Genomic DNA, 23,992 nt, shown 5'->3' on the forward strand with positions numbered 1-23,992 from the left:
GCCTGGCCGGCTCACGGGGGCAGCGGCGCGGTCGCGCGCCACACGGTGCCTCCGGTCGCCGGGTCGATCGCGCGCAGCGCGGCGCCGCTCACCGCGGCGCCGCTCACGACGTACACGTAGGGGCCCGCGGCCTTCGCCGCCACGAGCCGGTCGCCGAGGTAGCCCGCCGCGCGCTCGTACCGGCTGGCCCCGGACGCGGGATCGAGGGCGAGGATCCGCAGATCGGTGCCCCCCACGACGTCGACGCCGAGGACGATGGCGGCGCCGCCGCTCGCGACAAGGAAGAGATCCGGGCGCCCGCCGGAGCGCGGCGCGCGCGCCGGGAGCTCTTTCTTCCAGAGCGACGCGCCGCCGCGCCGCCCCTCGGCGATGAGGCGCGGCGGCCCCTCGGCCGGCGTCGTGAGCACGACCTCCACGTCGCCGACGTGGACCACCTGGGGGTTCTTCTTGCGCTCCCAGAATTGCCCCGTGATCGCCGACGGCTGCGGCGCCGTCGGGCAGTCGGCCACCGCGCCCCCGTCGAGCTGGATGCCGGTCGCCGAGCCGTCCTTCATCACGACGGTCGCGCAGCCCTCGCCTCCGGCGACCTCGTCAGGGACCCCGGGCAGGCTCGCCGCCCAGCGCGCCTTGCCCGTGCGGGCGTCGAGCGCGTGCAGCGTGGTGTTCTCCCCGCCCGCGAGCACCGTGCCGCCCGCGAGCACCGTGCCGCCCGCGAGCACCGTGCTCCGGTCCGGGCAGGCGAGCGCGTCCGGCTTCTCGAGCTCCTGCGAGGCCCAGAGCCACTGCCCGCTGCGTCCATCGACGGCGACCACCCGCCCGCGCGTCTTGCCGTCCTGCCACAGGACCGGGTCGGGCGCGTCGTCGCCGTTCGCGTCCACGAAGCAGAGCGCGTCGAGCTGTGTCGAGAGGTGGCGCGCTTGCGGCGCGGGATCCCGCGGAGGTTCGACGCGCGCGAAGAACATCACCGCGAAGCCGACCCCCACCGCGACCATCGCCACGGCGAGGAGCACCTTCACCGCCCGGGGCGGCCCCGGCGCCGGCGCGGCAACGGGGGCGACCGGCTGAGCGGCCGCAGCGCCTGCCACCACGAGGTTCTCGGCGCCGCAGCGCGGACACGTGATCCCACGACCGCTTGCCTCCAGGGAGGCACCACAGCTCCTGCAGGGCCGCATCGCGCCAGTCTATCGCCGCGGGGGGCCCGCGATCGAGAGCGACGGCGCTCGATGCGCCGGCCAGGGCGCGGCCAGGCCGCGTTCAGCCGGAGCCGGGACCCGCTGCGGCTACTTTGCCCACAGCAGGGAGAGATCGAGCTCGATGGCGTCGAAGGGCTCGACGCGAACGCGCGCGGCGTCGCGGTGAAGGGGGCCGCGCTCCCAGCCCCGGCCCGGGACGAGGGAGAAGACCTCCAGCGTCCGCTGGATGGGGTCGACGAGCCACGCGTGGAGCACGCCCTCGCGCGCGTAGACGGGCATCTTCTCCTCGCGGTCGACCTCCTCGGTCGAGCGGCGCGCTCACCGGCGCAGGGCGACGACGGTGAGCGCCAAGGCCAGCCCGAGGGCGTGCGGGGCCGGCGGTGGGCTCGCCAGCATCGTGGTGAGCCTCGCCGCTACGGCTTCGGGATGCGGAGCGTGCCGCTGACCATCGCGCTGCCGCTCACGACGTAGACCAGGCTGAGCGGGTGGAACGCCCAGGGACCGAGCGCGATGGACCCGAGCCAGAGCTGCTCGTGCACGCGCCCGAGCGCGAAGAGCACCCCGAAGAGCAGCACGATGAGCAGGCTCGTGGGAATGGGCGTGCCCTCGTAGTAACGCACCTTCCCGCGATCGTCCGACAGCTCGGCCGCGGTCACGTTGTACCGCGCGAGGCGGCTGATCCCGCAGGCGACGAAGTAGACGAGCGCGGCGGCGTCCCACGGGCCGCGCAGGCCGAGCGCGTAGCCGAGCACCGCGGGCGCGACGCCGAACGAGACCACGTCGGCCAGCGAATCGAGATCGGCCCCGAGCGGCGAGTGCCGGCGACGCCACCGCGCGATCGTGCCGTCGAGGACGTCGCACGCGAGCGCGAGCGGCAGGAGCCCGAAGACCACCCAGATGTAGATGCGCTCGCGCTCGGCCACGTAGTTCAGGCAGAGCAGGATGCTGAGGGTGCCGCTCGCCGCGTTCGCCAGCGTGAAGAAATCGGCCAGCGCGAACGACCGGAGCATCGAGAAGTGGGGCGGTCTTTCGGGAGGCATGGCGGTCGGGGGGCGGATTGTTGCACGTCCGGTTGGATTTCCAACCAGTCTGCGCGCCGCCCGTCGGCGACCTCGGGCCGTCCTCGCGCCGCGGGGCTCGTCGAGCGGCAGCAGCGGCGGGGGCGCCAGGCGCCGGCGCTGTCTAGTCAGGTGCCACGTGCTTGTCCACTCCGCGGCTATCCGCGCACAAAACTTAGGACCCGGCCCCACGATGCCTAGCATCCCTCGACGGATGCCCGGACTGTCACTTGTCGCCGACACCACCCGATGCTCACCGGAGCTCGAGCGCACGTCGCTGCACGATGTGCTCGGCTTCGTCTTGGAGGGGGCGCGCAACGCGCCTCCTCCACTCGATGAAGCGGCGCTGCCGCTACGCGCCGAGGCCGAGGCGCTGCCGCTGCTCTGCGATCTCGCCGAGGCCGCGGCGGAGCTCGCCTCCGGACGCCGCGCACGCGCGGTCGTGCGGCTGTGCCTCGAGCCCGACCCATGGGAGCTCGGGCTGGAGCGCGTGGGCCGCGACCTCCTCGTCACCGTCTTCCAGGGCGGCGACGTGCCCGAGGTCGCCCTGCACGAGCGGCGCTTCGAGGGCGAAGCGCTCTGCGCGCGCGTCCTCGCGGCCGTCGATCGGTTCGCCTCGCGGAGGGGCTCGGGCGCGCGCCGCGACCCCGCCTTCCCCCGCAACGACGCGGACCACGGCGGGCTCGGCGAGCACCGGCTCCAGGCCGCGCGGAGGTGCCTCGCCGCCGCCCTGCCGTTCTCGCCCGACGAGGCGGGCGGCGAGCCCGCCATCGTGGGCGTCGAGCCGACCGGCGAGATCCCGATCGCCATCGCGGCCGAGGCGCTCCTGCGCACGTCCCCGGGCGCGGCGCTCGCGCAGCCGGCCGTGCTCCGGGCCGACCTCTTCTCGCTCCTCTTCCGGGGCAAGATCCGCGTGCTCGTGGGCGAGGAGGCGCGCGAGCTGCCCGACGTCTTCATCTTCCCGATCGCCGAGCAGCTCGCGTCGCTGTCGCTCGAGTCGCTCGACGCGTGGGCGCGGCGGCAGCCCTACCACCGGCGGCTGACCGTCGGCGGCGCGATCCTCGGCGTGCGGCTGCACAGCGAGGGGGCGCTCTCGCTCACGCTCGGCGTGCCCCGCGTGGGCCGCGTCCCGCCCGCCGATCCGCGCGCGCTCGGCCGCGGCTCGCCGTTCGCGGGCGCCGAGGAGCGGGCGCAGACCTGGACGTTCCCCGCCGTCGACGTGGCCGCGCTCGCCCAGGGCGTCGTCGCGTTCGGGAGGGCGCTCGCGCGCAGCCTCGTGCGCCGAGATCGCGGGCAGGCGTCGAACCTGCGCCTGTTCGAGTTCCGGGCGCGCGTGCGCGAGCTCGCCGAGCGGCTCCGCGAGCTGACGCGCAACGACGCGAAGATCAACGTGGCCCCGGAGACGTACCGCGCCTTCGCGGCGGCCGCGCGCCCGCAGGCCGCGGCCGAGGACACGTTCGGGCGGACGCGGCTGCGCTTCACGGCCCGGTGGGTCGCGGCGATCCCCTCGCTGGATCTCCGCGCCACCTTTCTCTGCGGCGACGTGCTCGTCGTGGGCTCGACGCGCGAGCTCACCTGCATCGATCGGCGCACCGGCGAGTGCCTGTGGCGCAAGCAGGCGCCGCGCGCGGTCTCGGTGATGACGCCGGTCGGCCTCGGGCGGCTCCTGCCCGACGGCACGCTGCAGCTGCACGAGCTGTCGACCGGCGAGGTGGCCTGGTCGGCGCGGCTCTCGCCGCGCGTCGGCGCGAACGCCTCGGGCGCCGTGGTGAGCGCCCCGGGGCTGCCCCGGATGCTCATCGTGAGCGAGGGGACGCGCCACCTCGCGGCGGTGGACCTCTACTCCGGCGAGGTGCGCTGGCGCTACGCCGCGCGGCGCGGCGAGAACTTCCGGCTGCGCCGCGCGGGCAAGCTCGTCGTGGTCGGCAGCGGCGAGCCTGCGCTCGCGGCGCTCGACGTGCTGAGCGGCGAGGTCGTCTGGCGCTTCTGCGACCGGCTGCCGTTCGCGTCGCCGGTGGCGGTCGATCACGACGCGCTCTTCGCGCTGGCCGGCGACGGGGCGTTCGTCGGCCGCGGCGGGGCGCGGCTGCACCACCTCGACCCGTGGTCGGGCGAGGCGCGGTGGACGGTCGACCTGCCGAAGCACGTGGCGCCGGTCGGCGCGCCGCTGCTCGGGCCCGAGACGGTGTGCGTGGTGACCCACGGGCGGCGCGGCACCGGGCTCGTGGGGATCGATCGCCGCACCGGGGCGACGCGCTTCGATCTCACCGCGTGCGCGGCGACGGCCTCGTGCCTGATGGTCGACGACGTGGTCGTGGTGAACAGCGAGACGGGCGAGCTCGTCGGGGTCGACGCGCACGACGGCTCGGTCCGTTACCGGCACGTCCTCGCGGGCGGCGTCGAGGGGGACCGGCCGCGGCGCCTCGAGCCGGTGCTCCGCTCTGGGGCGCTGTTCGTGCCGCAGAGCGAGGTGCACGTCGTGCGGCCACGCGACGGCGCGCTGCTCGGCAAGGTGCCGACCGACCTCATCCCGGATCTCCTGCGGGTCGACGAGCGGTGCGACGTCTACGTCGCCGAGGAGAGCGGCCACCTCGCCGCCTTCGCCGCGGCCCCGCGGCTCAGCCTCGTCCAGTAGCAGCCCACAGGTCGAAGCCCCTGGCCGCCCGGCGCTGCGGCGCGATCAACGCGACCGCCGCGCCGGCTTCCAGATGAGCTCGAGCGACACGTCGGTGACCCCGTCCTTGATGAGCCCGATCCGCTCGGCGGCCCTGCGCGACAGGTCGATGATCCTGCCGCGCTTGAACGGGCCGCGGTCGTTGATCCGCACGCGCACGCGGCGGCCGTCCCGGCGGATCACATCGACGAGCGTGCCGAAGGGGAGCGTGCGGTGGGCGGCGGTGAGCGCGCGGGGGTTGTAGGGCTCGCCGCACGCGGTGGCGCGGCCCTTGAACTTGTCGGCGTAATAGGTGGCGCGCCCGCGCTGGATCGGGACCCCCTTCGCCGCGCCCCGGGCGCTCGCGGGCGCGATCGGCGTGGAGATGCGGCCGCCCTCCTCGTCCAGGTCGTCGTCTCCGGCCCGACCCGGCCCGGGCCCCGCCATGGGGCCAGGCGGGCGGGAGACCTCGGTGGACAGGGGCTGCGCGTCGCCGCTCGTCCGGGCCGGGAGCGGCTGGTGCGCGGAGCAGGCCGGGGTGCAGAGGAGGAAGAGGAGGCCGAGCGCCCTCGCCGCGGCGCGACGTCCCGCCGGCGTCATCACGTCGCCTCGGGCGCGGCGCGGTCGGCCGACGAGGGGTCGAGGGCAGCCGCGGGCGGGGTCACCGCAGCGACGAGGGCCAGCTCGGCGGGCGCGTTCCCCTCCCCGTCCGCGGACAGCCCCGCCTGGGCCCTGGCGTTGGACCGCACGAACCTGGCCAGCTCGCGGAACGGCACGCCGGTCGGGCAGATCTGCTCCTTCTCGGCGAGCACCTCCTCCGGCACGTGCGCCAGCGCGAGCGCCGCGGCGTCGAAGTCCGGCATGCTCCGCGAGGACGCGAGCACCACGGTCATGAGCCCGGGGTAGGCCCCCCTGGAGGCGGCGATGCGCTCGGCCTCGCCGAGATCGCAGCGCCCGCACGCGATGCAACGGGAGAAGCCGGGCAGCGCCGCGCGCTCGGCGGGCGAGAGCGGCGGCAGGCCGTCGGCGTCGTAGTTCTCGCGGAAGAGCGCAAGCCCGCTCGGCCCGTCGAAGAGACGGCGCACCACGACCTTGAGGAGCGACCACGCGAGGACCGCAAGGGCTAGAGCACGGCCGGAAAGCACGCTTGGTCCATAACCCGAAACAGGGCCGCGCGCAGACCTGATGCGCGCGCGTCGCCGGGGAACGGCGGCCGCGGCGGGGCGCGCGGCTGGATCTTTTCACCCTTGTAGCAGGCGTCACCTCCTGGCGACGGGGGGCGCGGGCGGGGCGGACCTCGTCCCGCCGTGCGGCGCACGATCGCGGAGCGTCGCCGGGGCGGGCGAGCCCATCCCGAGCACGCCGGCCCCGGATCCTCGTCGCGAGGAATGACTACCGGGCCGGCGCGGCGCAACAGAGTCTCCGAGGCCCGCTTTCAGGCTGCCATCGACCGACGGCGCCTCGGCGGACACGACACCTCTGCTCGCCGGCAGCGCGCGCCGGCGTCGACGGCGGGATCAACCTCCTCACCAAGGTGAATGCGAAACTGAATATCTCGACAACTCCGAGCAACGGAGTCCGCCATGCTCTTCGAGATACTATCGCACGCCGCACTCCACGTCCGGTCCGCCGGCGTCTCGCCCGCCGAGCGCGCGGCGCTCGGCCGCGGCCTCTCCGTGGAGCGCTACCTGTGACCGCCGCCGGCCCGGGAAGCCCCCCGGACAGGCGGCGCGGCGGTCTGCGCTCTGCGCCCTTGCCCCCCGCGCCCGGCGTGCAGTGAACCCTGGTTAACAGCTGCCGAGGTACGGTCACACGGAAACGGCGGCACACCGCCGATGAGCCGCCCTTTATCCGCCGCTGACGGCGCTGGCACGTCGGGTGCACTGACTCCCGGCATGCCCAACGACTTGCCTCTCTGCGGTAAGGGATGCTCGGAAGACCTCGGCGACATCGCCGAAGGGGTGCTGGTGAAGGAGATGATCGCGGGGAACGAGCGCGCCTGGCGCGCCTTCCACGCCCGGTACGACCGGCTGGTCCACCGCTGCATCCGCGGCGTGATCGCCCGCTTCTCCGCCGTGGTGGCGCAGGACGACATCCGCGACATCCACGCGACGCTGCTCATGCAGCTGCTCTCGAACGACATGCGCAAGCTGAGGACCTTCGACGCGGACCGCGGCACGCGGCTGAGCTCCTGGATCGGCACGCTCGCCGTCCACTGCGCCTACGACCACCTGCGCGGGGCCCGGCGCGCGCCGCGCTGCGCCCCGCTCGACGACGCGGCGGTCGAGCTCCCCTGCGAGCGCCCCTCCCCGCAGGAGCACGCCGAGCGCCGCGAGCGCGCCGCGATCGTGGGGCAAGTGCTCCACGATTTCTCCGACAAGGACCGCGAGTTCGTCGCGCTCTACTTCGGCGAGGGCCTGCCCCCGGAGCAGATCGCGGAGCGGATGCGCATCAGCGTGAAGACGGTCTACTCGAAGCGGCACAAGATCCAGAGCCGCCTCGAGGCGATGCTGTCCGGCGCGAGCCTCGCGGCCTGAGCCACCCCCTCCCCCGAAGGGGGCTCGGCGGCCGTCGGCCCTGTGGTATGAGCCGGAGAGGATGGCCCCCCCGCTCCGCATCATCACCGCGCTCGCCGCCGCCGTGGCCGCCGTCCCGCTGCTCGCCGGGTGCGGCGGCGGCAACGGAGACGCCCCCTCGATCCCCCTCGCCGACGAGCGCGGCGGCGGCGCCCGCATCGTGGATCTCGTCGGCAAGGCCGCGTGGTTCAACGCCGATCCCAGGACCCAGGACAGCGAGGACTGCAAGGGCGTGCCGGCCGATCGCCGCGTCAGCGTCACGGCCACGACGCTCATCGCGATCGACCGCTTCGACGAGACCGGCGAGGGGGCGCACGGCAACTACTACGTGCAAGACAGCGCCGACGAGCCGGTCGCCTACTCGGGCATGACGGTCTTCCAGCCCGCGTTCAGCCCCCCGGACCTGCGGCTCTTCCCCGGCGACGTTGTCGACCTGCTCGGCGTGCTCACCGAGTTCCGCGGCCCCTCCTCCGGCCGGTTCCCCGGCTGTCGCACCCTGCCCGAGATCGGCGGGACCATGAGCTTCCGTTTCGAGGACGGCCCCGCGAAGCCGATCCGCGTGCCGCTCGACGAGCTGACGAGCTACGCGACCGCGCGCAGCTACCTCGGCATGCTCGTGCGGATCGAGGGGGTCCAGACCGTCGGCGACCCCTCGAGGAGCGGCGGCCGGTACACGGCGCGGATCAACGTGGGCGCCGGCGTGCCCGCCGGCGACATCCCGAGCCTCTCGAACGAGCTCTACGATCTCGAAGCCGAGGGGCCGCCCCTCGGGGGCGGCGCGTCCTTCGGCTCGGTCACCGGCGTGCTCACCTACTTCTACGGCTTCAAGATCGCCCCGCGATGCCCGGCCGACTTCCAGCTGGAAGGCGCCCCCCTGCCGGCCGACGACGCATGCGCTCCCTGAGGCCCGCGCTCCCGCTGCCGCTCGTCCTGCTCGCCGCCTGCAGCGGCGCGGCGCCCGGCGGCCCGACGGCGCCGGGGCGCGCGCTCGTCTCGACGCCCGAGGGCAGCGTCGGCCGCATCGAGGTGCGCAACCTCGACGCCCGGCCGCGGCTCACGCTCGTCTCCCGCGACGGCGACCCCGCGCCCGCGCTCGTCGTCTCGGTCGCGACCGATCTCGGCTCGGTCGCCACGACGGCGCTCGCCAGCGTGGTCGAGGCGCGGCTCGTCGCCGCCGGCTTCGACGTGGACGCGCGCATCGACCGCAGCGCCTTCCGCGTGCGCCTGCTCGTCCGGGACGCGGCGCGCGTCGCGCCGTTCCTGCGCGCGCTCGCGGCGGCGTTCGCGCAGCCCATCGCGGCCGGCAGCCCGGAGGTCGCCCGGGCCATGGAGCGGCTCCAGGCGCTCCGATCGAGCCCCCTCGACGCGCCAGAGCTCTCGCCGGTCGCGGCGTGCACCGGCCGGCTGGGCCTCGCGGGCGCCGAGCCCGTGGTCGACCTGGCGACGCCCGCGGGCGTGCGGGAGCTCGAGGGGTGGCGGACCGCGGCGCTGCACGCCGGGCGCACCTCGATCGCCGCGGTCGGCCCCGCCGCGTTCTGCGCGGAGGCGGCCCGCGCCGCGGAGGGCGTCGACCGCTGGCCCGCGGGCGGCCCGCCCGCGGACGCGTGGCCGGCGGCGGACACGATCGGCGTGTACAGGACGAACCAGCTGGAGCGGCGGGCCGCTCGCGTCACCGTGGCCGTGCGCGTCGCGAGCCCGCAGGCCGCGGTCGCCGCGGCCGAGCGGCTCGGCGCGCCGGGGTCGCCGCTCCGGGCGCGGCTCGCGGCGCTCCCCTCCCCGTTCCGCACCGTCGAGGTGCTCGGGGTCGCCCGCCCGCGCGGCGGCTGCGTCAGCGTGACCATCGAGGCCTCCGATCTGCCCGCGGCGCCGCCCGCCGAGACCTCGGCGGCGCTCGCGGTCGCGGTGGCGCGGCAGGAGATCCGCCGCGGCCTCGCGGCGCCGCCGAGCCCCGCCACCGCCTCGCGGCAGATCCTCACCGCGCAGGACCCGCGCGACGCCGGCGCGCGCGCCGCCTGGTGGGCGCTCTCGGGCGGCGCCCCGAACGCGCCGGCGGAGCGGTGGGCGACGGCGCTCGGCCTCCCCCCGAGCGCCGAGCCGCCGAGGCCCGCCGCGCCGGGCGAGGCCGGCGAGCGGCCCTTCGAGACGGAGCTCGGGCGCGCGCTCTCGGCGGGGGCCCAGCCCGCCCTGGAGCGGCGCACGCTGGTCGAGCGCGGGCAGGGCGAGGTCTGGGTCCTGCTCGCGAGCCCGTGCGGCGTCGCGGAGGAAGGGGTGTACGACGCGGGCGCGACGGCGCTCGCCGCGCTCGCCGCCGTGCAGACCCGGCGGCGCGAGCTCGACGTGACGATCGAGCCCTGGGTCACGGCGGACGCCGTCGGGGTCATCGCGCACGCGCCGTTCCGCGACGACCGCGAGACCCCGGCCGAGCTCGGACGCCGCGTCGCGAGCGCCGCCGCGCGCACGGTCGCGGCGACGACGCCGGGCCCCGAGGCGCTCACGCTGGCGCGCGCCGCGGCGCTCGAGCACCTGGAGCGCCTCTCCGGCGGGCGGGCCGCGGCGCTCGAGGCCTTCGCCTCCGCGATCGCGCCCGACCACCCGTCCTGGATCGAGCCGTTCGGCGTCTGGGATCGGGTGGCGAGCGGCGCGCTCGAGACCGTGCAGCTCCGCTGGCAGGCGCTCGCGACCGGCCCGCTCCGGCTCGCCGTCCTCGCGAACGCCGACGCGTCGCAGGCGGCCGCCGCGGCGGAGGCCGCCGAGCGCTGGCTCTCGCCGCGGCTCGCGCCGCGCGGGTGCGCCTCACCGGACGGCGCGGTGGTGCCCCGGCTCGGTCACCACGACGCCCGCCTCCCGGCCGGGACGCCGCTCTCGCAGGCCGTCGTCGGCGCGCGGCTCCCGGCCGCGCGCGAGGCCACGACCACGGCCCGCGAGCTCGCGGAGATCACGGTCGCCGCCCTCAACGGCGAAGGCGGCCTGCTCGCGGCCGCTCTCGGCGCGGCGGCTCTTCCCGCGGCGGACGCCGCGGCCCCGAGGCGGCAGCTCGCGGCCCGCGCGAGCGCGCGTGTCCTTGGCGGCACGCGCGCGGCGGCGCTCGCGGTCGAGATCCGGGCGCCGAGCGCGGAGCTCGACGAGGCCTCGGCCCGCGTGAAGGAGCTCCTCGCCGGCCTGGCGCAGCGGGTGACCGACGCCGATCTCGGCCGCGCCGAGGCCCACGTCACCCGGCGAGAGCGCGACGCGCTCGCGGAGCCCCGGCGCCGGCTCATCCACCTGTTCAACGGCCGCGCCCCCCGCACGCCGCCGGCGAAGGCCACGCTCGCCGCGTGGCGCGCCTTCCTGGCGGGCGCGCTCGGCGCGGACGCGATCGTGACCGTGGAGGCCCGGCCCGACTGATCACTCCCCGCTGTCGAAGTCGCCGGCGTCCTCGATCTCCGCCGTCCGCTCGGGGGGCGTCGCCTCGACGCCCTCGTCCTCCGCGTCGCCCGCGACCTCGTCTTCGTCCTCATCCTCGTCGAGCGCGACCTCGTCCTCGTCCTCTTCCTCGTCCTCTTCGGGCTGGGTCAGCACCGGGAGCCGGCGCTTGCCGACCGGGCCCTCGTCGACGAACTCGCGCAGCGCCGACATGTCCTTCAGCGCCTCGAGCTTCGCGAGCGCCTTGACCTCGACCTGGCGGATCCGCTCGCGCGTCAGGTTCATGATCGCCCCCACGTCCTCGAGCGTGGTGCCGCCGCGATCCGCGACGTCGAGCGCGCACGTCTCGTTCATATCCCAGACCTCGAGATCGGGGAAGTTGAGCTTGATGGCGCCCGTCCTGGCCGACACGTCGAGGTAGAGGTGGTGCTGGCACGAGACGTACGGGCACGGCCTCGGGCCGTCGACGCACTCGGCGCGGGTCCGCGGCTTGTAGTAATCGGTCTCCGGATACAGCATCCGGCCGATCTCTAGCTCGCGCTTGGTCATGCGCTTGACGCTGATCGTCCGCGCCCGGATCTCGCGCTTCCTCCGGGACCTGCGCTGCTCACGCGTGATGGGGTTTCCCGGCGCCGCGGGGTCTATCTGGAGCGCGAGGGCGCCCTCCACGACTGGCTCACTGGAGCCCGCCGGTTCGCAGTCACCCCCCGCCGCATCCGCTCCGTCCAGGCCGAAGATCTCGAGCTCGCTGTCAGACACCGTCGCCATGCGCTGCCTCCGTTTGGTAGCGTCTCCGCTCTCAAGCGCGCGCGTCTCCCCACGCGCCCGAGTCCCAGCTCGAGCGCAAAGAGATCCCGCTCCTTGCCCGACGTAACGCCGGATGCCGTCCCTAAAAAATTGCGACGAAACGAGCCGTGCCCGTCCCGTCGATCGCGTCAAACCCAGGAGGGGCCGCGCTCGCGGCCCCATTCACTTCACGAAGACGAGAGATCCTGCGACTCGGTCCCTCAAGAGGATGCCGCCTGTTTCGTGAGCCGCGCTTGCGCCATCAAGCGCTCTTCTATCAACGACAGCTTCGCGACGAGCTCCCGCGCGAGCGTCTCCGCGCTCGCGAGGTCCAGGGCGATCGCCCTGCCGCTCGTCTCGCTCCGCCTCTCCTTGGCGGCGTCCCTGAGCGCATTGAAGACCTTGGTCATCGTGCGCTCGAGCTCCTCGATATCACCTCTCACGAACAGGAATTCACGCTGGATCTCTTCGATGGTGTAGTCCTGGGCCATCATCTCTTTGATGCGCTGAACCTGGCGGACTACCGTGGCCGGATACATCCCCTGTGAGCCCTGATGCTTGCCCTTGCGCCCCACCCGCACGCTGCGCGGGAGGAGGCCGAGCTGCACATATTTCCGGAGCGTCGCCTCGCTGAACTTGATGCCATGCGCCGCGAACAGCTCGAGGATATCGCTCGAGGTAATCCCTTGGGCGTGCTCCCGCTCGATGCGATTCAGCACGTCCTCGGGGATCCTTTGCACCGGTCCTCCCATCGATTGCCGGAGGCCCTACCCAACCGACGCGGGCGACTCTATTCCACTGAATGGAATACAGTCAATTGACGCGACTACGATTATTGTGTGGCTGTCACGGGACGCGGTGCTTTCCCGGGGTTCTTGACACGCCTCGGACATTTTTCGTCCGTCGGAACCGGGGCTCGATCCGCTCCGCACATCGGGAAGCCGGGGGCGAGGCGGGAAAATTGCGACGCGGGGCGCAATGGGTGGGAGCGGGGAGGCGCCCGTCCCGCAGCGGGGCTCGTGGAGCGGCATGGCCCTTACCCTGACACACATCGGTCCTTTCAGACAAAAGGGCTGATAGTCTCGTCGCCACCATGGCCAAGGCCCTTGCCAGCGAGGGTCGGGGCGCGGCCTCGCCCGCCGCCCCCCGACCCGTCGAGCGCGTCATCAGGGATGTCACCGCCCGGGGTGTCAGGATGCGGGTCCTGGTCGCCGGGGCCGGCAACGGCCCGGCGCTCCTCTTGATCCACAGCTTCCTCGCCAGCCACCTGGAGTTCGACGACGTGATCGACGCGCTGGCCCAGCGCTTCCACGTCATCGTCCCGGACCTGCCGGGGTTCGGCGAGAGCGAGAAGCCGAGCCCGGCGCGGTACGCCTACGGGATCGAGACGTTCGCCGAGGCGGTGGCCGATCTCATCGCCGCCTTCGGCGTGGGCCGGGCGCACCTCGTCGGCCACGCCATGGGCGCGGCCATCGCCATCACGCTCGCGGCCGACCACCCGGAGCTCGTGCAGCGGCTCGTCCTGGAGGACGCGCTCTGTTACCCGTTCCCGATGAGCTTCCGGATGAAGCTCCCGCTCCTGCCGATCGTCGGCGGCATCGTCTTCAAGCAGCTCCACGGCCGCGGGATGTTCCGGTCGTACTTCCGCGACGACGTGTTCCGCGCGGACGCGGCGGTGCCGCTGTCGCGCGTCGACCGGCACTACGACCTCTTCAACGCACCCTCGGCGCGCGAGAGCGCCCACGCGGTCATGCGCGCGGTGCTCGACGCGCGCCCCGTCGTCGCGCGCCTCACGCGGATCACGGCGCCGACGCTCGTCGTGTGGGGGCGCGACGACCGCATCTTCCCGGCCGCGGGCGCGCAGCGGCTGGCCCGCGAGATCTCGGGCGCGATGCTCGAGATCATGGACGCCGGGCACTCGCCCCACGAGGAGCGGCCCGAGGAGTTCGTCGCGCTCGTGACGCAGTTCCTCGAAGGGAAGCGGTGACGGCGGCGGCGCGCTGGACCCGCCTCGCTCGCGACGCGGCGCGGGCGGGCGAGCGCGCGGGTCGGGCCCTCCTCGGCGAGGACGCGGCGCGGCGCTTCCTGAGCGACCGGTCGGCGCTGCTCGGCCTCGGGATCGTCGTGCTGCTCGCGCTGTTCGCCGCGGCGGGGCCGGCCGTGGTCGGCCACGACCCGAACGCGAGCGACTTCGGCCTGTCCCGCGACGCCTTCGGCGCGCCGCCCGGGCCGTCGGCCGCCCACTGGCTCGGGACGGACCCGCTCTTCCGCGACCTCCTCGCGCGCCTCGCCCACGGCGCGCGGCTCTCGCTCGCCATCGCGCTCTCGTCCACGGCCCTCGCCACGGGGCTCGGCGCGCTCGTCGGCGTCGCCGCCGGCATGGCCGCGGGCACGCGGGCGAGCGCCCTCGACGGCGCGCTCATGCGGCTCGTCGACGTGATCCTCGCCCTGCCCTATCTCCTGTTCGTGACCGCGATCGGCGTCGCGGTGGGGCGCGCGGACGCGGGGACGATCCTGCTCGTCCTCGGCCTCACGGGGTGGACCGGGGCGGCGCGGGTCGTCCGGGCCAAGACGGTGGAGCTCGCGCAGCGCGACTTCGTGGCCTCCGCGCGCGCGCTCGGCGCGGGGCCGCTGCACGTCGTCCGGCGGCACGTCCTGCCGAACGTCGGCGGGACGCTGCTCGCGCTCGCGACGATCAACGCCGGGCAGATGATCCTCGCCGAGGCCGCCCTCAGCTACCTCGGCGTCGGCGTGCAGCCGCCGACCGCGACCTGGGGCCGCATGCTGCACGAGGCGGAGCCGTACCTCGGGGTGAAGCCGCTCCTGGTCGCGGCGCCGGGCTTCGCCATCCTGCTCGCCGTGCTCGGCTTCCACCGCGCGAGCGAGGGGCTCCGCGACGCGCTCGATCCCGCCGGCGCCGAGCTCCCGCGCGGCCGGCGCCTGCCGGTCGATCTGCTCGTCGCGGGCGCGGCGCTGCTCCTGCTCTCGGGCGGCTCGCCGCGCCGCGTGCGCCCTCCCCTCGGCGACGAGGCGGCCTCCGGCGCGCCGGTGCGGGGCGGGACCCTGCGCCTCGCGACCACGGTCAACGCCCGCACGCTCGACCCGTCGATCGCCTACGACGAGCTCTCGAGCGCCATCGCCGAGCTCGTCTTCGCCCGCCTCGTCACGTGGGACCGGGACGGCCGCCTCACGCCCGAGCTCGCGCGCGCGATCGCGGTCGAGCGCGGCGGCCGGACGTACGTCTTCACGCTGCGGGAGGGCGTGCGGTTCCACGACGGCGCGGAGCTCCGCGCCGCCGACGTGAAGCGCTCGATCGAGCGGACGCTCCACCCGGGGACGCCGAGCCCGGGCGCGAGCCAGTACGACATGATCGAGGGGTTCGCCGAGTTCCACGCGGGCGCGGCGCCGCACCTCGCGGGCGTGCGGGTGCTCGGCGATCACACCGTCGCGATCGATCTGCGCGCGCCGGACGCGACGTTCCTGCCCCGCATGACGCTCGCGTTCATGGCGCCGGTGTGCCCCTCGTCCGGCGCCGTGGTCGACGCTGCGCGCCCCCCGCCGCCGTGCGGCGCGGGCCCGTTCCGCGTCGCGCGGTGGGACCAGGACGGCAGCATCGGGCTCGCCCGGCACGAGGGATACTTCCGCCCGGGCCTGCCGTACCTCGACGCGATCGAGTGGCAGACAGGGATGCGCGCGACGACCCAGCGCTACAAGTTCGAGGAGGGCGAGCTCGACTACCTGCGCGATCTGACGGCGATCGACGCGGCGACCTACCGCGCCGACCCCCGGTGGCAGGGGCGCATGCGCTGGGTGAACCGGAACCGGACCAACGCCGTCTTCCTCAACACCGAGCTCGCGCCGTTCGACCAGCTCGCCGTGCGGCGCGCGGTCGCGTTCGCCCTCGACCCCTCCGTGCTCGAGAAGGTGCGCCCCGATCTCGTCGCCCTCGATCGGGTGCTGCCGCCGTCGATCCCGGGCCCCCCGCGCGACGAGCCGATGCGGCGGCACGACCCCGCGCGCGCCCTCGCGCAGATGGCCGCGGCCGGCTATGCGTACGACCCGGCGACCGGGAGGGGCGGCTACCCGGGCGTCGTCGACTACATCGCGATCCCTGACACCCTGGAGCAGGCGATCGGCGAGATCGTCCAGCAGCAGCTCGCGACGATCGGCCTCCGCGTCCGCCTGCGGCTCGTCAGCTGGGCGACCTACCTCGCCGAGGCGTCGCGGCGCCGCGCCGTCCCCATGGGCTGGGTCGGATGGCAGGCCGATTTCCCCGACCCGGCGAGCGTCTTCGAGCCGACGCTCTCCACGCGCGCCATCCGCGACGAGGGCTCGCAGAACTACGCCTTCTTCAGCAGCGAGGAGCTCGATCGCACGCTCGACGCCGCCCACGCGGAGCAGGACCGCGCGCGGCGCCTCGAGCTCTACGCCCGCGCCGAGCGCGTCGTCCGCGATCTCGCGCCCTGGGTGCCCACGCACACGATGCGCCAGCTCGAGCTCTGGCACCCCTACATGCGCGGGTACGAGCGCTCCGCCGTGATCCCGTGGCACTTCCACGAGGTCTGGCTCGACCCGTCCGCCCGGCCCGCGGCCGGCGGAGGGCCGCGCGCGGGCACGTCCCCCTCCGCCCGACCGCTCCGCGCGCTGCTCGCGCGCGCCGCCCTTCCGCGATGAGCCCCCCGCCCGCGCGCCGCACCTCCTCGCCTCGATCGGGCCGCGCTCCCGCGATGGGCGCCGCGCTCGCGCACCTGCTCCGGCGCCTCGCGTGGGCGGCGATCCTGATCGCCGGGGTCACCGCCGTCTCGTTCGGGATCGCGTACCTCCTGCCCGGCGACCCGGCGCGGATGCTCGTCGGGCCGCAGGCCTCGGCGGCGGATCTCGAGCGCGTGCGGACGATCTACGCGCTGGACCGGCCGGTCCACGTGCAGTTCGCGCGGTTCGTCCGTCGGCTCGTCCACCTCGGCCCCGCGCGGGGCGACGGCGGCGCCGCTGTCCCGCCCGAGGGCGCGCGCGGCGATCCGGAGCACCGGAGCTGCGCGGCCGGGCCGCTCGGCGTGCACCTCGATCTCGGCTACAGCTTCCACTACCGCAAGCCGGTCGTGGATCTGCTGGAGGCGAAGGTGCCGCGCTCCGTCGAGCTCGCGCTGGCCGCGCTGGTGGTGCAGCTGGCGCTCGGCCTCGCGCTCGGGATCGTCGCCGCGGCCCGCCGCGGGACGGCCTGGGAGGACGCGGCGCTCGGCGCCACCCTGCTCGGCGCCAGCGCGCCGACCTTCGTGATCGGCCCCGCGCTGCAGTACGTGCTCGCCTACAAGCTCCGGCTCTTGCCGTACGATGGGTACGGCGCCACGGCGGCCGATCACCTGCGCTCGCTCGTCCTGCCGGCGCTGACGCTCGGCATCTTCGGCAGCGCCCTCTACGCGCGCATCGTCCGCGAGGAGCTCCGGACGCTGCTCCGTCAGGACTTCATCCGGACCGCGCGGGCCAAGGGCGCCTCTCGCCTGCGCGCGCTCGTCGTCCACGCGCTGCGCAACGCGCTGCTGCCGCTCGCCACGCTCGCCGCGCTCGACTTCGGCGCGCTCGCGGGCGGCGCGATCGTCACGGAGAAGCTCTTCCGCTGGCCGGGCGTCGGGAGCATGGCGGTCGAGGCACTGCAGAACCGGGACGGCCCGCTCATCGTCGGGACGGTGCTCTTCGCCGCGGCCGCCATCGTGCTCGCCACCGTGGCGCTCGACCTCGCGGCCCTGGCCCTGGATCCCCGGCTCAGGTCGCGGTCGCGCTGAGCGCGCGCGGCCCGGGCGATCAGGGCATGCCGGCGAGCGCGCGGCACTCGGCGCCGAGCGGGGAGTCGGCCGGGGAGAGCTCGGCGCACTTGCGGAACGAGGCCCGGCCGCCGCGCCCTGCGGCCTGCTCCGCGGCGCCGCGCAGGTGCCACGCCGCGGCGCTCCCAGGCGAGGCGGCCGTGAGCTGCTGCGCGAGCTGCACCGCCTTGCCGGCCTGCCCCGACTCCAGGGCGCGCATCACGCGGGCCGAGAGGGACCCGCCCTCTTCGTCCGGCGCAGCGGGCGGTGGCGCCGACGCGCTCGGCGAGGCCGTCCGCGCCGGTGCGGCGACCTGGCCCGCGGTCGACGGGGCACCCGGCGGCGCCGCCGGGACGGCGGGCGCGGGCGAGCCCTGCTGGACGGGCGCTCCGGCCGGCGCGACGGGGCTCGCCGCGGCTGGCCTGGCCGTCGCGGCTGACGCGAGGTCGGCCGGCTCGCTGGCCGAGGTGTCGGCCGGGGTCGCCGTGGAGAGCCCCGCGGCGGCGGTCGGCTCCGCCTCCGGCGCGGCCGGAGCCGCTTCGATCGCGGCGCCGGAGCTCTGCTCCTCCGCCTGCAGGGGCGCATCGACCGGAGCCGGGGGTACGGGGTGCCGCGTCTGGCTGATCAGCCAGACGCTGGCGGCCCCGATCGCGAGCGCCGTGACCAGACCGGCGACGATCCGCGTGATGCGCGCCCGGCGCTCCTCCGGGCGGGATCGCCAGAGCGTGGCCTCGACCGCGCCGGCGGTTGTGTCGGTGTCCTCGGTGGAGGGATGCTCCTGCGTCAGGATCCGCTCCGGCGCGTCCACCCCTCCGCCGAGGAAGAAGCGCTCGCTCTCGCTGATCGGCCCGGGGTCGCTCGGGGGCGCGTGGTCCAGCGCCGCCGCGAGGCCCGCCGGCGGCGCCGCGGCAGCGTCGAACGAGCGCGCCTCCGCGACCGTCGCTTCGCCGCGCTGCGCCTCGCGTGGGATGGTGACGGCCGGCGGCGCGTCGCTCGGCGGGCGGGGCCGGAGCGTGGGGGTCGTCGGCGGAGGCCCAGCGGCGGCGCGCTCGTCGCCGGCGGTCGGCGGCGCGGCGGACGGCTCCGCCGCGGGCTCGGACGGCGTCGACGCGGGCAGCTCGGGCGGCCTGGATCGGGGGCGCTGCTCGGCGGGAGCGGTCGCGGCCGCGGGCCTGTCGCTCCTCGCGGCGCGGTGCTTCTGCGCGAAGCTGCGCGGCGTCACCAGCGGTCGCGTGAGCGGGGCCTCGTCGCTGCTGGTGAGCGTGGTGTCCTTGTCGATGTCGATCTCGGCACGCGCGCGCAAAGCCTGGACGGCCTCGGCGCCCGGTGCGACGCCCCGCGGAGGCTCCGACGGCACGCGGCCCAGTGCTGCGCCGCCCGAGCGCCGCGCGGCGCTCGCCGCGGCGCTCCACGGAGGCTCCGACGGCGCGCGCCCCGCCGTCCGCGGAGGCTCCGACGGCGCGCGCCCCGCCGTCCGCGGAGGCTCCGACGGCACGCGCCCCGCCACGCCCGAGCGCCCCGCCGCGGCGTTCGCGGCGGTCGCCCGGCCGACCGCCGCGGCCCCGTGGACCGCGCTGCGGGCCGTCACCGGACGCCCGGCGGATTCCGCGTCGGGGTCCGCCGCCGGCGCGGGCAGCTCGTGTCCGGGCCGGGAGCGCGGGAGCATCGCCGGCGACAGCCGGGTCGAGAGAGGCGCCGGAACCACGGCGGCATCCTCGAAATCGTCGGAACCGGCGTTCCCCGGCACGCCGTCGGGGAAATGGGAGCGCCGCGCCCCCGACGGCGACGAGAGCGGCGAGAACTCGTCGTGGAACGCCGCCTCCGGCTCGCTCGGCACCACGTCGTCGGGCGGGAGCGCCGCGGCGGGGACCAGCAGCCCCTCGAAGTAGAGCTTCGAGATGGTGGAGAGCGTCGAGAGATCCTCGAACGGGGACGCGTCGACCACCTGCATCAGCGTCCGCTTCCCGTCGAACAGGCGCAGGATCCCGTTCAGCTCGTCGGGGATCTCGTTCAGCCGCTCCAGGAGCTCCTCGCTGTCGACCTCGAAGACGGTGGCGAGCGACGGCAGCACCTCGAGGAGCCGGCCCCACTCGTCGACCCGGCGCATGCCCTCCATGAGCAGGCCCTGGGTCGACGTCTCGATCACGTCAGGGTTGTCGACCTTGCAGAACTCGACCTCGAACGTCCCCTCGTTCCACAGGAGCGCGCGGTAGACGGCCTCCTCGCCGCAGAGCCGGCCGAGCGTTGCGTCGACGACCTTGCCCTCGCGGAAGTAGACCTGCGCCTCGTTGTCCCCGTGCGAGAGGTGGACGATCCCGCTCTTCCGGCTCACCTCGAACGTCTGCAGAAGATCGACGACGTTCATGTCGAGGATCGACCCGGAGAACCTCGTCCGCCCGGTGGTCGAGAAATGGCGCGTCGTGATCCCCTCGCGCGTCCGCCGCGCGAGCAGCAGCGTCACCCGCGCGATGAGCTCGCGCACGAAGATCGGCTTGGTCAGGTAGTCCTCGACCCCGAGCTCGAGCCCGCGGATCTTGTCCTCGATCGACCGCTGGCTCGTGAGGAAGACAACCGGGATCGACGCCCAGTCGGCGTGCTCTTTCATCTTGCGGACGAGCGCGTAGCCGTCCACGTGGGGCAGGCGGGTGTCGCTGAGGACGAGGTCCGGCGTCGAGACCTCGAGCTTCGCGAGGGCGTCCGCTCCGTCCGTCGCGGTGGTCACGCTGTAACCGGCCTTCTTCAGGCTGACCTCGAGGACCCGAACGCTGCGTGGATCCGCGTCGACCAGGAGGAGCTGTTGCTTGGCCACTAGAGGTTTCCGCCTCGCGAAGGATGGCGAGCCCGAGCGGACGCTGTCAAGCGCTCCGCCCGGAGCGTCGCCGCTGCCGTCGATCGCTCGTCCCGCCGCCGTGGTCCCGGCGATCGACGGCGCCCATGGTGCGCACAGGACGCCTGCAAAGGCCAGGTTTCGTCGTGGGCCGCCCGCGCGATCAGTGCTTCCAGGGATCGATGATATCGCCGGTCGCCTGCGGCCTCTCGGGGGAAGCGGCTGGCGCGGCGGTCGCCGCCGGGCGGGCCGTCGCCGCGGCCGGCTTCGCCGGGCTCGCGGCGGGCGCCCCGTGCGGGCGGGACGGCTCCTGCGTGGGCGGCGCGGCCGACGCGCTCGGGGCCGGGGCCGCCGCCGCCGCCGCGGGCGGCTCGTCGGGCGCCGCGCCGACCGCCGTCGTCGCGTGGAGGGCGCCGGCGGCGGCGGCCTCGGGCGGCACCGCGCTGGCCGAGGCGCGGAGCGCGCGAAAGCCGAGGGCGATCGCGATCGGCACGAGGATCGCCGCGAGCGCGATCGCGACGCGCGCGCCCATCGAGAGCGGCTCCGACGCCTCCCTGGGCACCTGGACGGGGCCGAGCATCTCGTCGCGCTCGCGCAGCTTCAGCGGCTCGCGGCGCGGGTGCTCGTCCTGGAGCATGGTGACGGTCGCGCGCCCCGGCGCCTCGACGGCGAGCTCGATGGCCGCGGCGAGATCGGCCATCGAGGCGAAGCGCTCCTCGGGGTTCTTCGCGAGGCAGCGCATGACGATCGGGCCGAACGCGCCGAGCGCGGAGGCGTCGGGCATCACCTGCTCGAGCGGCTCGGGCGACATGTACATGTGCTTGGTGAGCACGCCCATGTACGTGTCGGCCTCGAAGGGGACGCGCCCCGCGAAGCACTCGTACATGAGGACGCCGAGCGCATAGATGTCGGCGCGCGCGTCGATGCGCTTCCCCTCGGCCTGCTCCGGGCTCATGTAGTGCGGCGTCCCGAACACCATGCCGATGCGGGTGAGCCGCTTGCCGCCCGTGACCTTCGCGACGCCGAAGTCGAGCAGCTTGACGAACTCCTGATCGCCGTTGCGCACGAGGTAGACGTTGTCGGGCTTGAGGTCGCGGTGGATGACGCCCGCCGCGTGCGCGGCCCCGAGCGCCGCGGCGCACTGGAGCATGATCTGGCCGACCCGCTCGGACGGCAGCGTCCGCTCGGTGCGCAGCAGCGACGCGAGGGAGGTCCCGGTGAGGAACTCCATGACGAAGAAGGGCAGCTCCGGCTGCCCCGGCTCGACCTCGATCGCGCCGAAGTCGCTCACCGCGACGATGTTGGGGTGGCCGATGGCCGCCGCCGCCTTGGCCTCCTGGATGAAGCGGGCGACGAGCTCGGCGTCCTGCGCGATGTCGCGCCGGAGCACCTTCAGGGCGAAGAGGCGGCCGAGCGACTTGTGGCGCACCTCGTACACCGTCCCCATCCCTCCCTCACCGACCACCGCCTGCACCTCGTAGCGGCCGTCGATCGTGCGCCCGAGCAGCGGATCGGCCGACGGGTTCCAGTCGGGCGCGTCGGCGAGCGGGTCGCCGTCGAACGGGCAGAACCGGGAGTCGCCGGAGAAGGTCAGCTTGCAGGTCGGGCAGCGCCGCGCGCGTGGGACCTGCTTCACCTTCCCCCGGCGCGCCGCGAACCCGTCACTGCGCGCTGGCAGCGCCGGCAGCGGCGGCAGCGCCATGTGTGCCTCGCCGCGCGCAGGAGGCGCCGAGCCGCGCGCAGGAGGCGCCGAGCCGCGCGCAGGGGGCGCCGAGCCGCGCGCAGGGGGCGCCGAGCCGCGCGCAGGGGGCGCCGAGCCGCGCGCAGGGGGCGCCTCGCTGCGCGCAGGGGGCGCCTCGCTGCGCGCAGGGGGCGCCTCGCTGCGCGCAGGGGGCGCCTCGCTGCGCGCAGGGGGCGCCGAGCCGCGCGCAGGGGGCGCCTCGCTGCGCGCAGGGGGCGCCGATCTGTGGACTGACGGCGCATCGCTGCGCGGTGGCGGCTGCGAGGCCAGGGTGTCTCCGTGCGGCCGCGGGATGTCGTCCCGATGGAACAGCTCGGCAGCTTCGGACTCGCCGGCGGTCATCTCAGGCTGAGCATCCCCGGCCATGCGGAGCGTGACGGGCACCTCGGCGAGTCTAGCCGAAAGCGCGTGCGGTGTTTCGGATCAGATGGCGTCAGATGGCGAACGCGGGGGGCGCCCCCCCACGGGTCCGCCGGGCGCGGCGGGCAGAGCGCCCGGAAGGACTCAGATCTCCTCCAGAATCTTCGCCTTGCGGGCCTGGAACTCCTCGTCCGTGATGAGGCCCTTGTTCTTGAGCTCCGCGAGGCGCTCCAGGCGCTGCTCGATGGACGGCCCCGCGGCCGGGGCGGCCTGCGGCGCGCCCGGGTAGCCCTGCTGCGGCGCGCCCGGGTAGCCCTGCTGCGGCGCGCCCGGGTGGCCCGGCTGCTGCATGTGCGGCGGCACGAACTGGGGCTGCCCCTGCGCCGCGAGCGCGGGGTTCATCGCCTGCGCCAGGCCGGCGCCGATCGCCACCTGGGCGCCCAGCCCCGCGACCCCGCTGCCGTCGCCGCCCTGCGCCATGCCCTGGCCGGCGCCCATCATCGCCTGGCCGGCGGCGTAGTTCTGCCAGTTGCCCGCCAGCTGCTGCACGTACCGCGCGTCCTGCTGGAACCGCTGATCGAGCTCGAACTGCTTCGCGCGGGCGGAGTCCTGCGCGACGCCGATGCCCCGGCGCGCCTCGCCGCGCGCCTTGTTCGCCTCGCGGAGGAGCTTCTGGTCCTCGGCCGAGAAGTTGATGTTGAAGTTGCCGATCTCGAGGATCTTGCAGCCGATCTCCTCGAGGTTCGGCGCGGACTGCACGATGCGGGCGCCGAGCTCCATGCTCATGCCGCCAAGGTTGAGCAGGCTCTTCTGCTGCTGCGCGCAGACCTGGCCGATCACGGTCTTCACGCTCATGAAGAACTTGCCCTTGATCCAGCTCAGGACGACGTCGTTGTCGCCGCTGCCGCCGCACTGGCCATGGTAACCGACGACGAACCGCACCGGATCGACCACGACCAGCGAGAACTCACCGAAGATGCGCGGCGTCACGAACTCGTAGAGGGTGGGATCCTCCATCGACTCCAGCGGCCCGCCGAAGGGCACGCCGCGGACCGGCTGCATCTTGACGAAGAAGATCTCGGCGATGAAGACGTCCCCGCCCGTGAACTTGTTGACGAGGTTGTTCAGGAACGGGATGTTCTGCGTCTGGAGGGTGTGGCGCCCCGTCGGCAGGTAGCCCACATACCGCCCGTCCTTGAAGAAGAGGGCACACTCATCGCTGTCGACGGTCAGCTGCGACCAGAAGGGGACGTTCTGGTCCGGGTGCTTGTAGACGATGAGATGCTTCGCTGCGTCCGGGCGCGCGATCATCATCTCGCGGACGCCGCTCTTCACGAAATCGAAAATCCCCATGTCGCGCTCCTCTTCGGTGTGCTGGATGTGACGGGCCTGCCGGTACCCTGCCCCCGGGACCTCGGGCTCATTTCGGCAGATGGCGCACTCGGCCTGCGCTGTTCGTTCTACGTTGACGATCGCCGCGCCTTTCAGGCACACAGCGGCCTCAGGATAATCCGCAGATCGCAGGGCAGCAATGCCCGCCGGGGAGGACCGCATGTCCGTCGCTTCGCTCGCGTCACCGGCGCAACCGAGGAAACCCG

The 23,992-nt window shown here is 74.8% G+C and carries 16 protein-coding genes and 1 pseudogene; 7 read left to right on the forward strand and 10 right to left on the reverse strand.

Annotated features, from left to right (window positions below; translation table 11 throughout):
• Nucleotides 1-11: 11 nt before the first annotated feature.
• The 3 genes and pseudogenes from WMF36_RS19335 to WMF36_RS19345 form a co-directional block, all read right to left on the reverse strand.
• On the reverse strand, nt 12-1,088 hold the full coding sequence (locus tag WMF36_RS19335) for an outer membrane protein assembly factor BamB family protein (RefSeq protein ID WP_437581093.1): 1,077 nt from the start codon (nt 1,086-1,088) through the stop codon (nt 12-14).
• A 192-nt stretch (nt 1,089-1,280) separates the two neighbouring features.
• Nucleotides 1,281-1,502 (reverse strand): annotated as a pseudogene (locus tag WMF36_RS19340) (Uma2 family endonuclease); the annotation flags it as partial.
• A gap of 104 nt (nt 1,503-1,606) precedes the next feature.
• A complete protein-coding gene (locus WMF36_RS19345; protein WP_437581094.1) occupies nt 1,607-2,233 on the reverse strand; it encodes a CDP-alcohol phosphatidyltransferase family protein in 627 nt (208 codons plus the stop codon).
• Nucleotides 2,234-2,465: 232 nt separating this feature from the next.
• Between WMF36_RS19345 and WMF36_RS19350 the strand changes: the two genes are divergently transcribed.
• Entirely contained in the window at nt 2,466-4,886 is a 2,421-nt protein-coding gene (locus WMF36_RS19350; RefSeq protein WP_437581095.1) for a PQQ-binding-like beta-propeller repeat protein, read from the forward strand.
• 45 nt (nt 4,887-4,931) lie between these two features.
• Here WMF36_RS19350 and WMF36_RS19355 read toward each other — a convergent pair whose 3' ends face one another.
• Nucleotides 4,932-5,504 (reverse strand): septal ring lytic transglycosylase RlpA family protein, encoded by a 573-nt coding sequence (locus WMF36_RS19355; RefSeq protein WP_437581096.1) that lies wholly within the window; start codon nt 5,502-5,504, stop codon nt 4,932-4,934.
• Entirely contained in the window at nt 5,504-6,049 is a 546-nt protein-coding gene (locus WMF36_RS19360; RefSeq protein ID WP_437581097.1) for a hypothetical protein, read from the reverse strand. Before WMF36_RS19360 ends, WMF36_RS19355 begins: the two co-directional genes overlap by 1 nt.
• A gap of 750 nt (nt 6,050-6,799) precedes the next feature.
• On the opposite strand from WMF36_RS19360, the gene WMF36_RS19365 reads away from it, so the two are divergent.
• The 3 genes from WMF36_RS19365 (at nt 6,800) to WMF36_RS19375 (ending at nt 10,864) form a co-directional block, all read left to right on the forward strand.
• Nucleotides 6,800-7,441 carry an RNA polymerase sigma factor gene (locus tag WMF36_RS19365; RefSeq protein ID WP_437581098.1) on the forward strand — a complete coding sequence of 214 codons (642 nt, stop codon included), beginning with the start codon at nt 6,800-6,802 and terminating at the stop codon, nt 7,439-7,441.
• A gap of 61 nt (nt 7,442-7,502) precedes the next feature.
• A complete protein-coding gene (locus WMF36_RS19370; protein ID WP_437581099.1) occupies nt 7,503-8,384 on the forward strand; it encodes a hypothetical protein in 882 nt (293 codons plus the stop codon).
• Nucleotides 8,372-10,864, forward strand: coding sequence for a hypothetical protein (locus WMF36_RS19375; protein WP_437581100.1), 2,493 nt, complete (start codon nt 8,372-8,374; stop codon nt 10,862-10,864). The genes WMF36_RS19370 and WMF36_RS19375 overlap by 13 nt, the downstream gene beginning before the upstream one ends.
• On the opposite strand, the gene WMF36_RS19380 is transcribed toward WMF36_RS19375, so the two are convergent.
• Nucleotides 10,865-11,650, reverse strand: coding sequence for a sigma factor-like helix-turn-helix DNA-binding protein (locus tag WMF36_RS19380; RefSeq protein ID WP_437581101.1), 786 nt, complete (start codon nt 11,648-11,650; stop codon nt 10,865-10,867). It lies immediately after the preceding gene.
• Between the two features lie 239 nt (nt 11,651-11,889).
• On the reverse strand, nt 11,890-12,408 hold the full coding sequence (locus WMF36_RS19385) for a MerR family transcriptional regulator (RefSeq protein ID WP_437581102.1): 519 nt from the start codon (nt 12,406-12,408) through the stop codon (nt 11,890-11,892).
• Nucleotides 12,409-12,761: 353 nt separating this feature from the next.
• Between WMF36_RS19385 and WMF36_RS19390 the strand changes: the two genes are divergently transcribed.
• The 3 genes from WMF36_RS19390 to WMF36_RS19400 are packed head-to-tail and all read left to right on the forward strand — an operon-like array spanning nt 12,762 to nt 17,448.
• Nucleotides 12,762-13,655 carry an alpha/beta fold hydrolase gene (locus WMF36_RS19390; RefSeq protein ID WP_437581103.1) on the forward strand — a complete coding sequence of 298 codons (894 nt, stop codon included), beginning with the start codon at nt 12,762-12,764 and terminating at the stop codon, nt 13,653-13,655.
• Nucleotides 13,652-16,342, forward strand: a complete 2,691-nt coding sequence (locus tag WMF36_RS19395; protein ID WP_437581104.1) for an ABC transporter substrate-binding protein — start codon at nt 13,652-13,654, stop codon at nt 16,340-16,342. The genes WMF36_RS19390 and WMF36_RS19395 overlap by 4 nt, the downstream gene beginning before the upstream one ends.
• A gap of 53 nt (nt 16,343-16,395) precedes the next feature.
• Complete coding sequence (locus WMF36_RS19400) at nt 16,396-17,448, forward strand: ABC transporter permease (RefSeq protein ID WP_437581105.1); 1,053 nt, start codon at nt 16,396-16,398, stop codon at nt 17,446-17,448.
• Between the two features lie 19 nt (nt 17,449-17,467).
• Here WMF36_RS19400 and WMF36_RS19405 read toward each other — a convergent pair whose 3' ends face one another.
• From WMF36_RS19405 to WMF36_RS19415, 3 genes are all read right to left on the reverse strand, one after another.
• Nucleotides 17,468-20,275, reverse strand: a complete 2,808-nt coding sequence (locus WMF36_RS19405; protein ID WP_437581106.1) for a response regulator — start codon at nt 20,273-20,275, stop codon at nt 17,468-17,470.
• A gap of 181 nt (nt 20,276-20,456) precedes the next feature.
• Entirely contained in the window at nt 20,457-21,995 is a 1,539-nt protein-coding gene (locus tag WMF36_RS19410) for a serine/threonine-protein kinase (RefSeq protein WP_437581107.1), read from the reverse strand.
• A gap of 543 nt (nt 21,996-22,538) precedes the next feature.
• On the reverse strand, nt 22,539-23,747 hold the full coding sequence (locus WMF36_RS19415; RefSeq protein WP_437581108.1) for an SPFH domain-containing protein: 1,209 nt from the start codon (nt 23,745-23,747) through the stop codon (nt 22,539-22,541).
• Between the last annotated feature and the right edge of the window lie 245 nt (nt 23,748-23,992).

Source organism: Sorangium sp. So ce887, assembly GCF_051521455.1.
Taxonomy (GTDB): domain Bacteria; phylum Myxococcota_A; class Polyangia; order Polyangiales; family Polyangiaceae; genus Sorangium.

Bases quoted from the DNA above. Each gene is read 5' to 3' on its own strand.
- WMF36_RS19390 (WP_437581103.1), top strand. From the start codon at position 12,762: ATGGCCAAGGCCCTTGCCAGCGAGGGTCGGGGCGCGGCCTCGCCCGCC.
- WMF36_RS19375 (WP_437581100.1), top strand. From the start codon at position 8,372: ATGCGCTCCCTGAGGCCCGCGCTCCCGCTGCCGCTCGTCCTGCTCGCC.
- WMF36_RS19400 (WP_437581105.1), top strand. From the start codon at position 16,396: ATGGGCGCCGCGCTCGCGCACCTGCTCCGGCGCCTCGCGTGGGCGGCG.
- WMF36_RS19410 (WP_437581107.1), bottom strand. From the start codon at position 21,995: ATGGCGCTGCCGCCGCTGCCGGCGCTGCCAGCGCGCAGTGACGGGTTC.
- WMF36_RS19350 (WP_437581095.1), top strand. From the start codon at position 2,466: ATGCCCGGACTGTCACTTGTCGCCGACACCACCCGATGCTCACCGGAG.
- WMF36_RS19370 (WP_437581099.1), top strand. From the start codon at position 7,503: ATGGCCCCCCCGCTCCGCATCATCACCGCGCTCGCCGCCGCCGTGGCC.
- WMF36_RS19380 (WP_437581101.1), bottom strand. From the start codon at position 11,650: ATGGCGACGGTGTCTGACAGCGAGCTCGAGATCTTCGGCCTGGACGGA.
- WMF36_RS19365 (WP_437581098.1), top strand. From the start codon at position 6,800: ATGCCCAACGACTTGCCTCTCTGCGGTAAGGGATGCTCGGAAGACCTC.
- WMF36_RS19345 (WP_437581094.1), bottom strand. From the start codon at position 2,233: ATGCCTCCCGAAAGACCGCCCCACTTCTCGATGCTCCGGTCGTTCGCG.
- WMF36_RS19355 (WP_437581096.1), bottom strand. From the start codon at position 5,504: ATGACGCCGGCGGGACGTCGCGCCGCGGCGAGGGCGCTCGGCCTCCTC.
- WMF36_RS19415 (WP_437581108.1), bottom strand. From the start codon at position 23,747: ATGGGGATTTTCGATTTCGTGAAGAGCGGCGTCCGCGAGATGATGATC.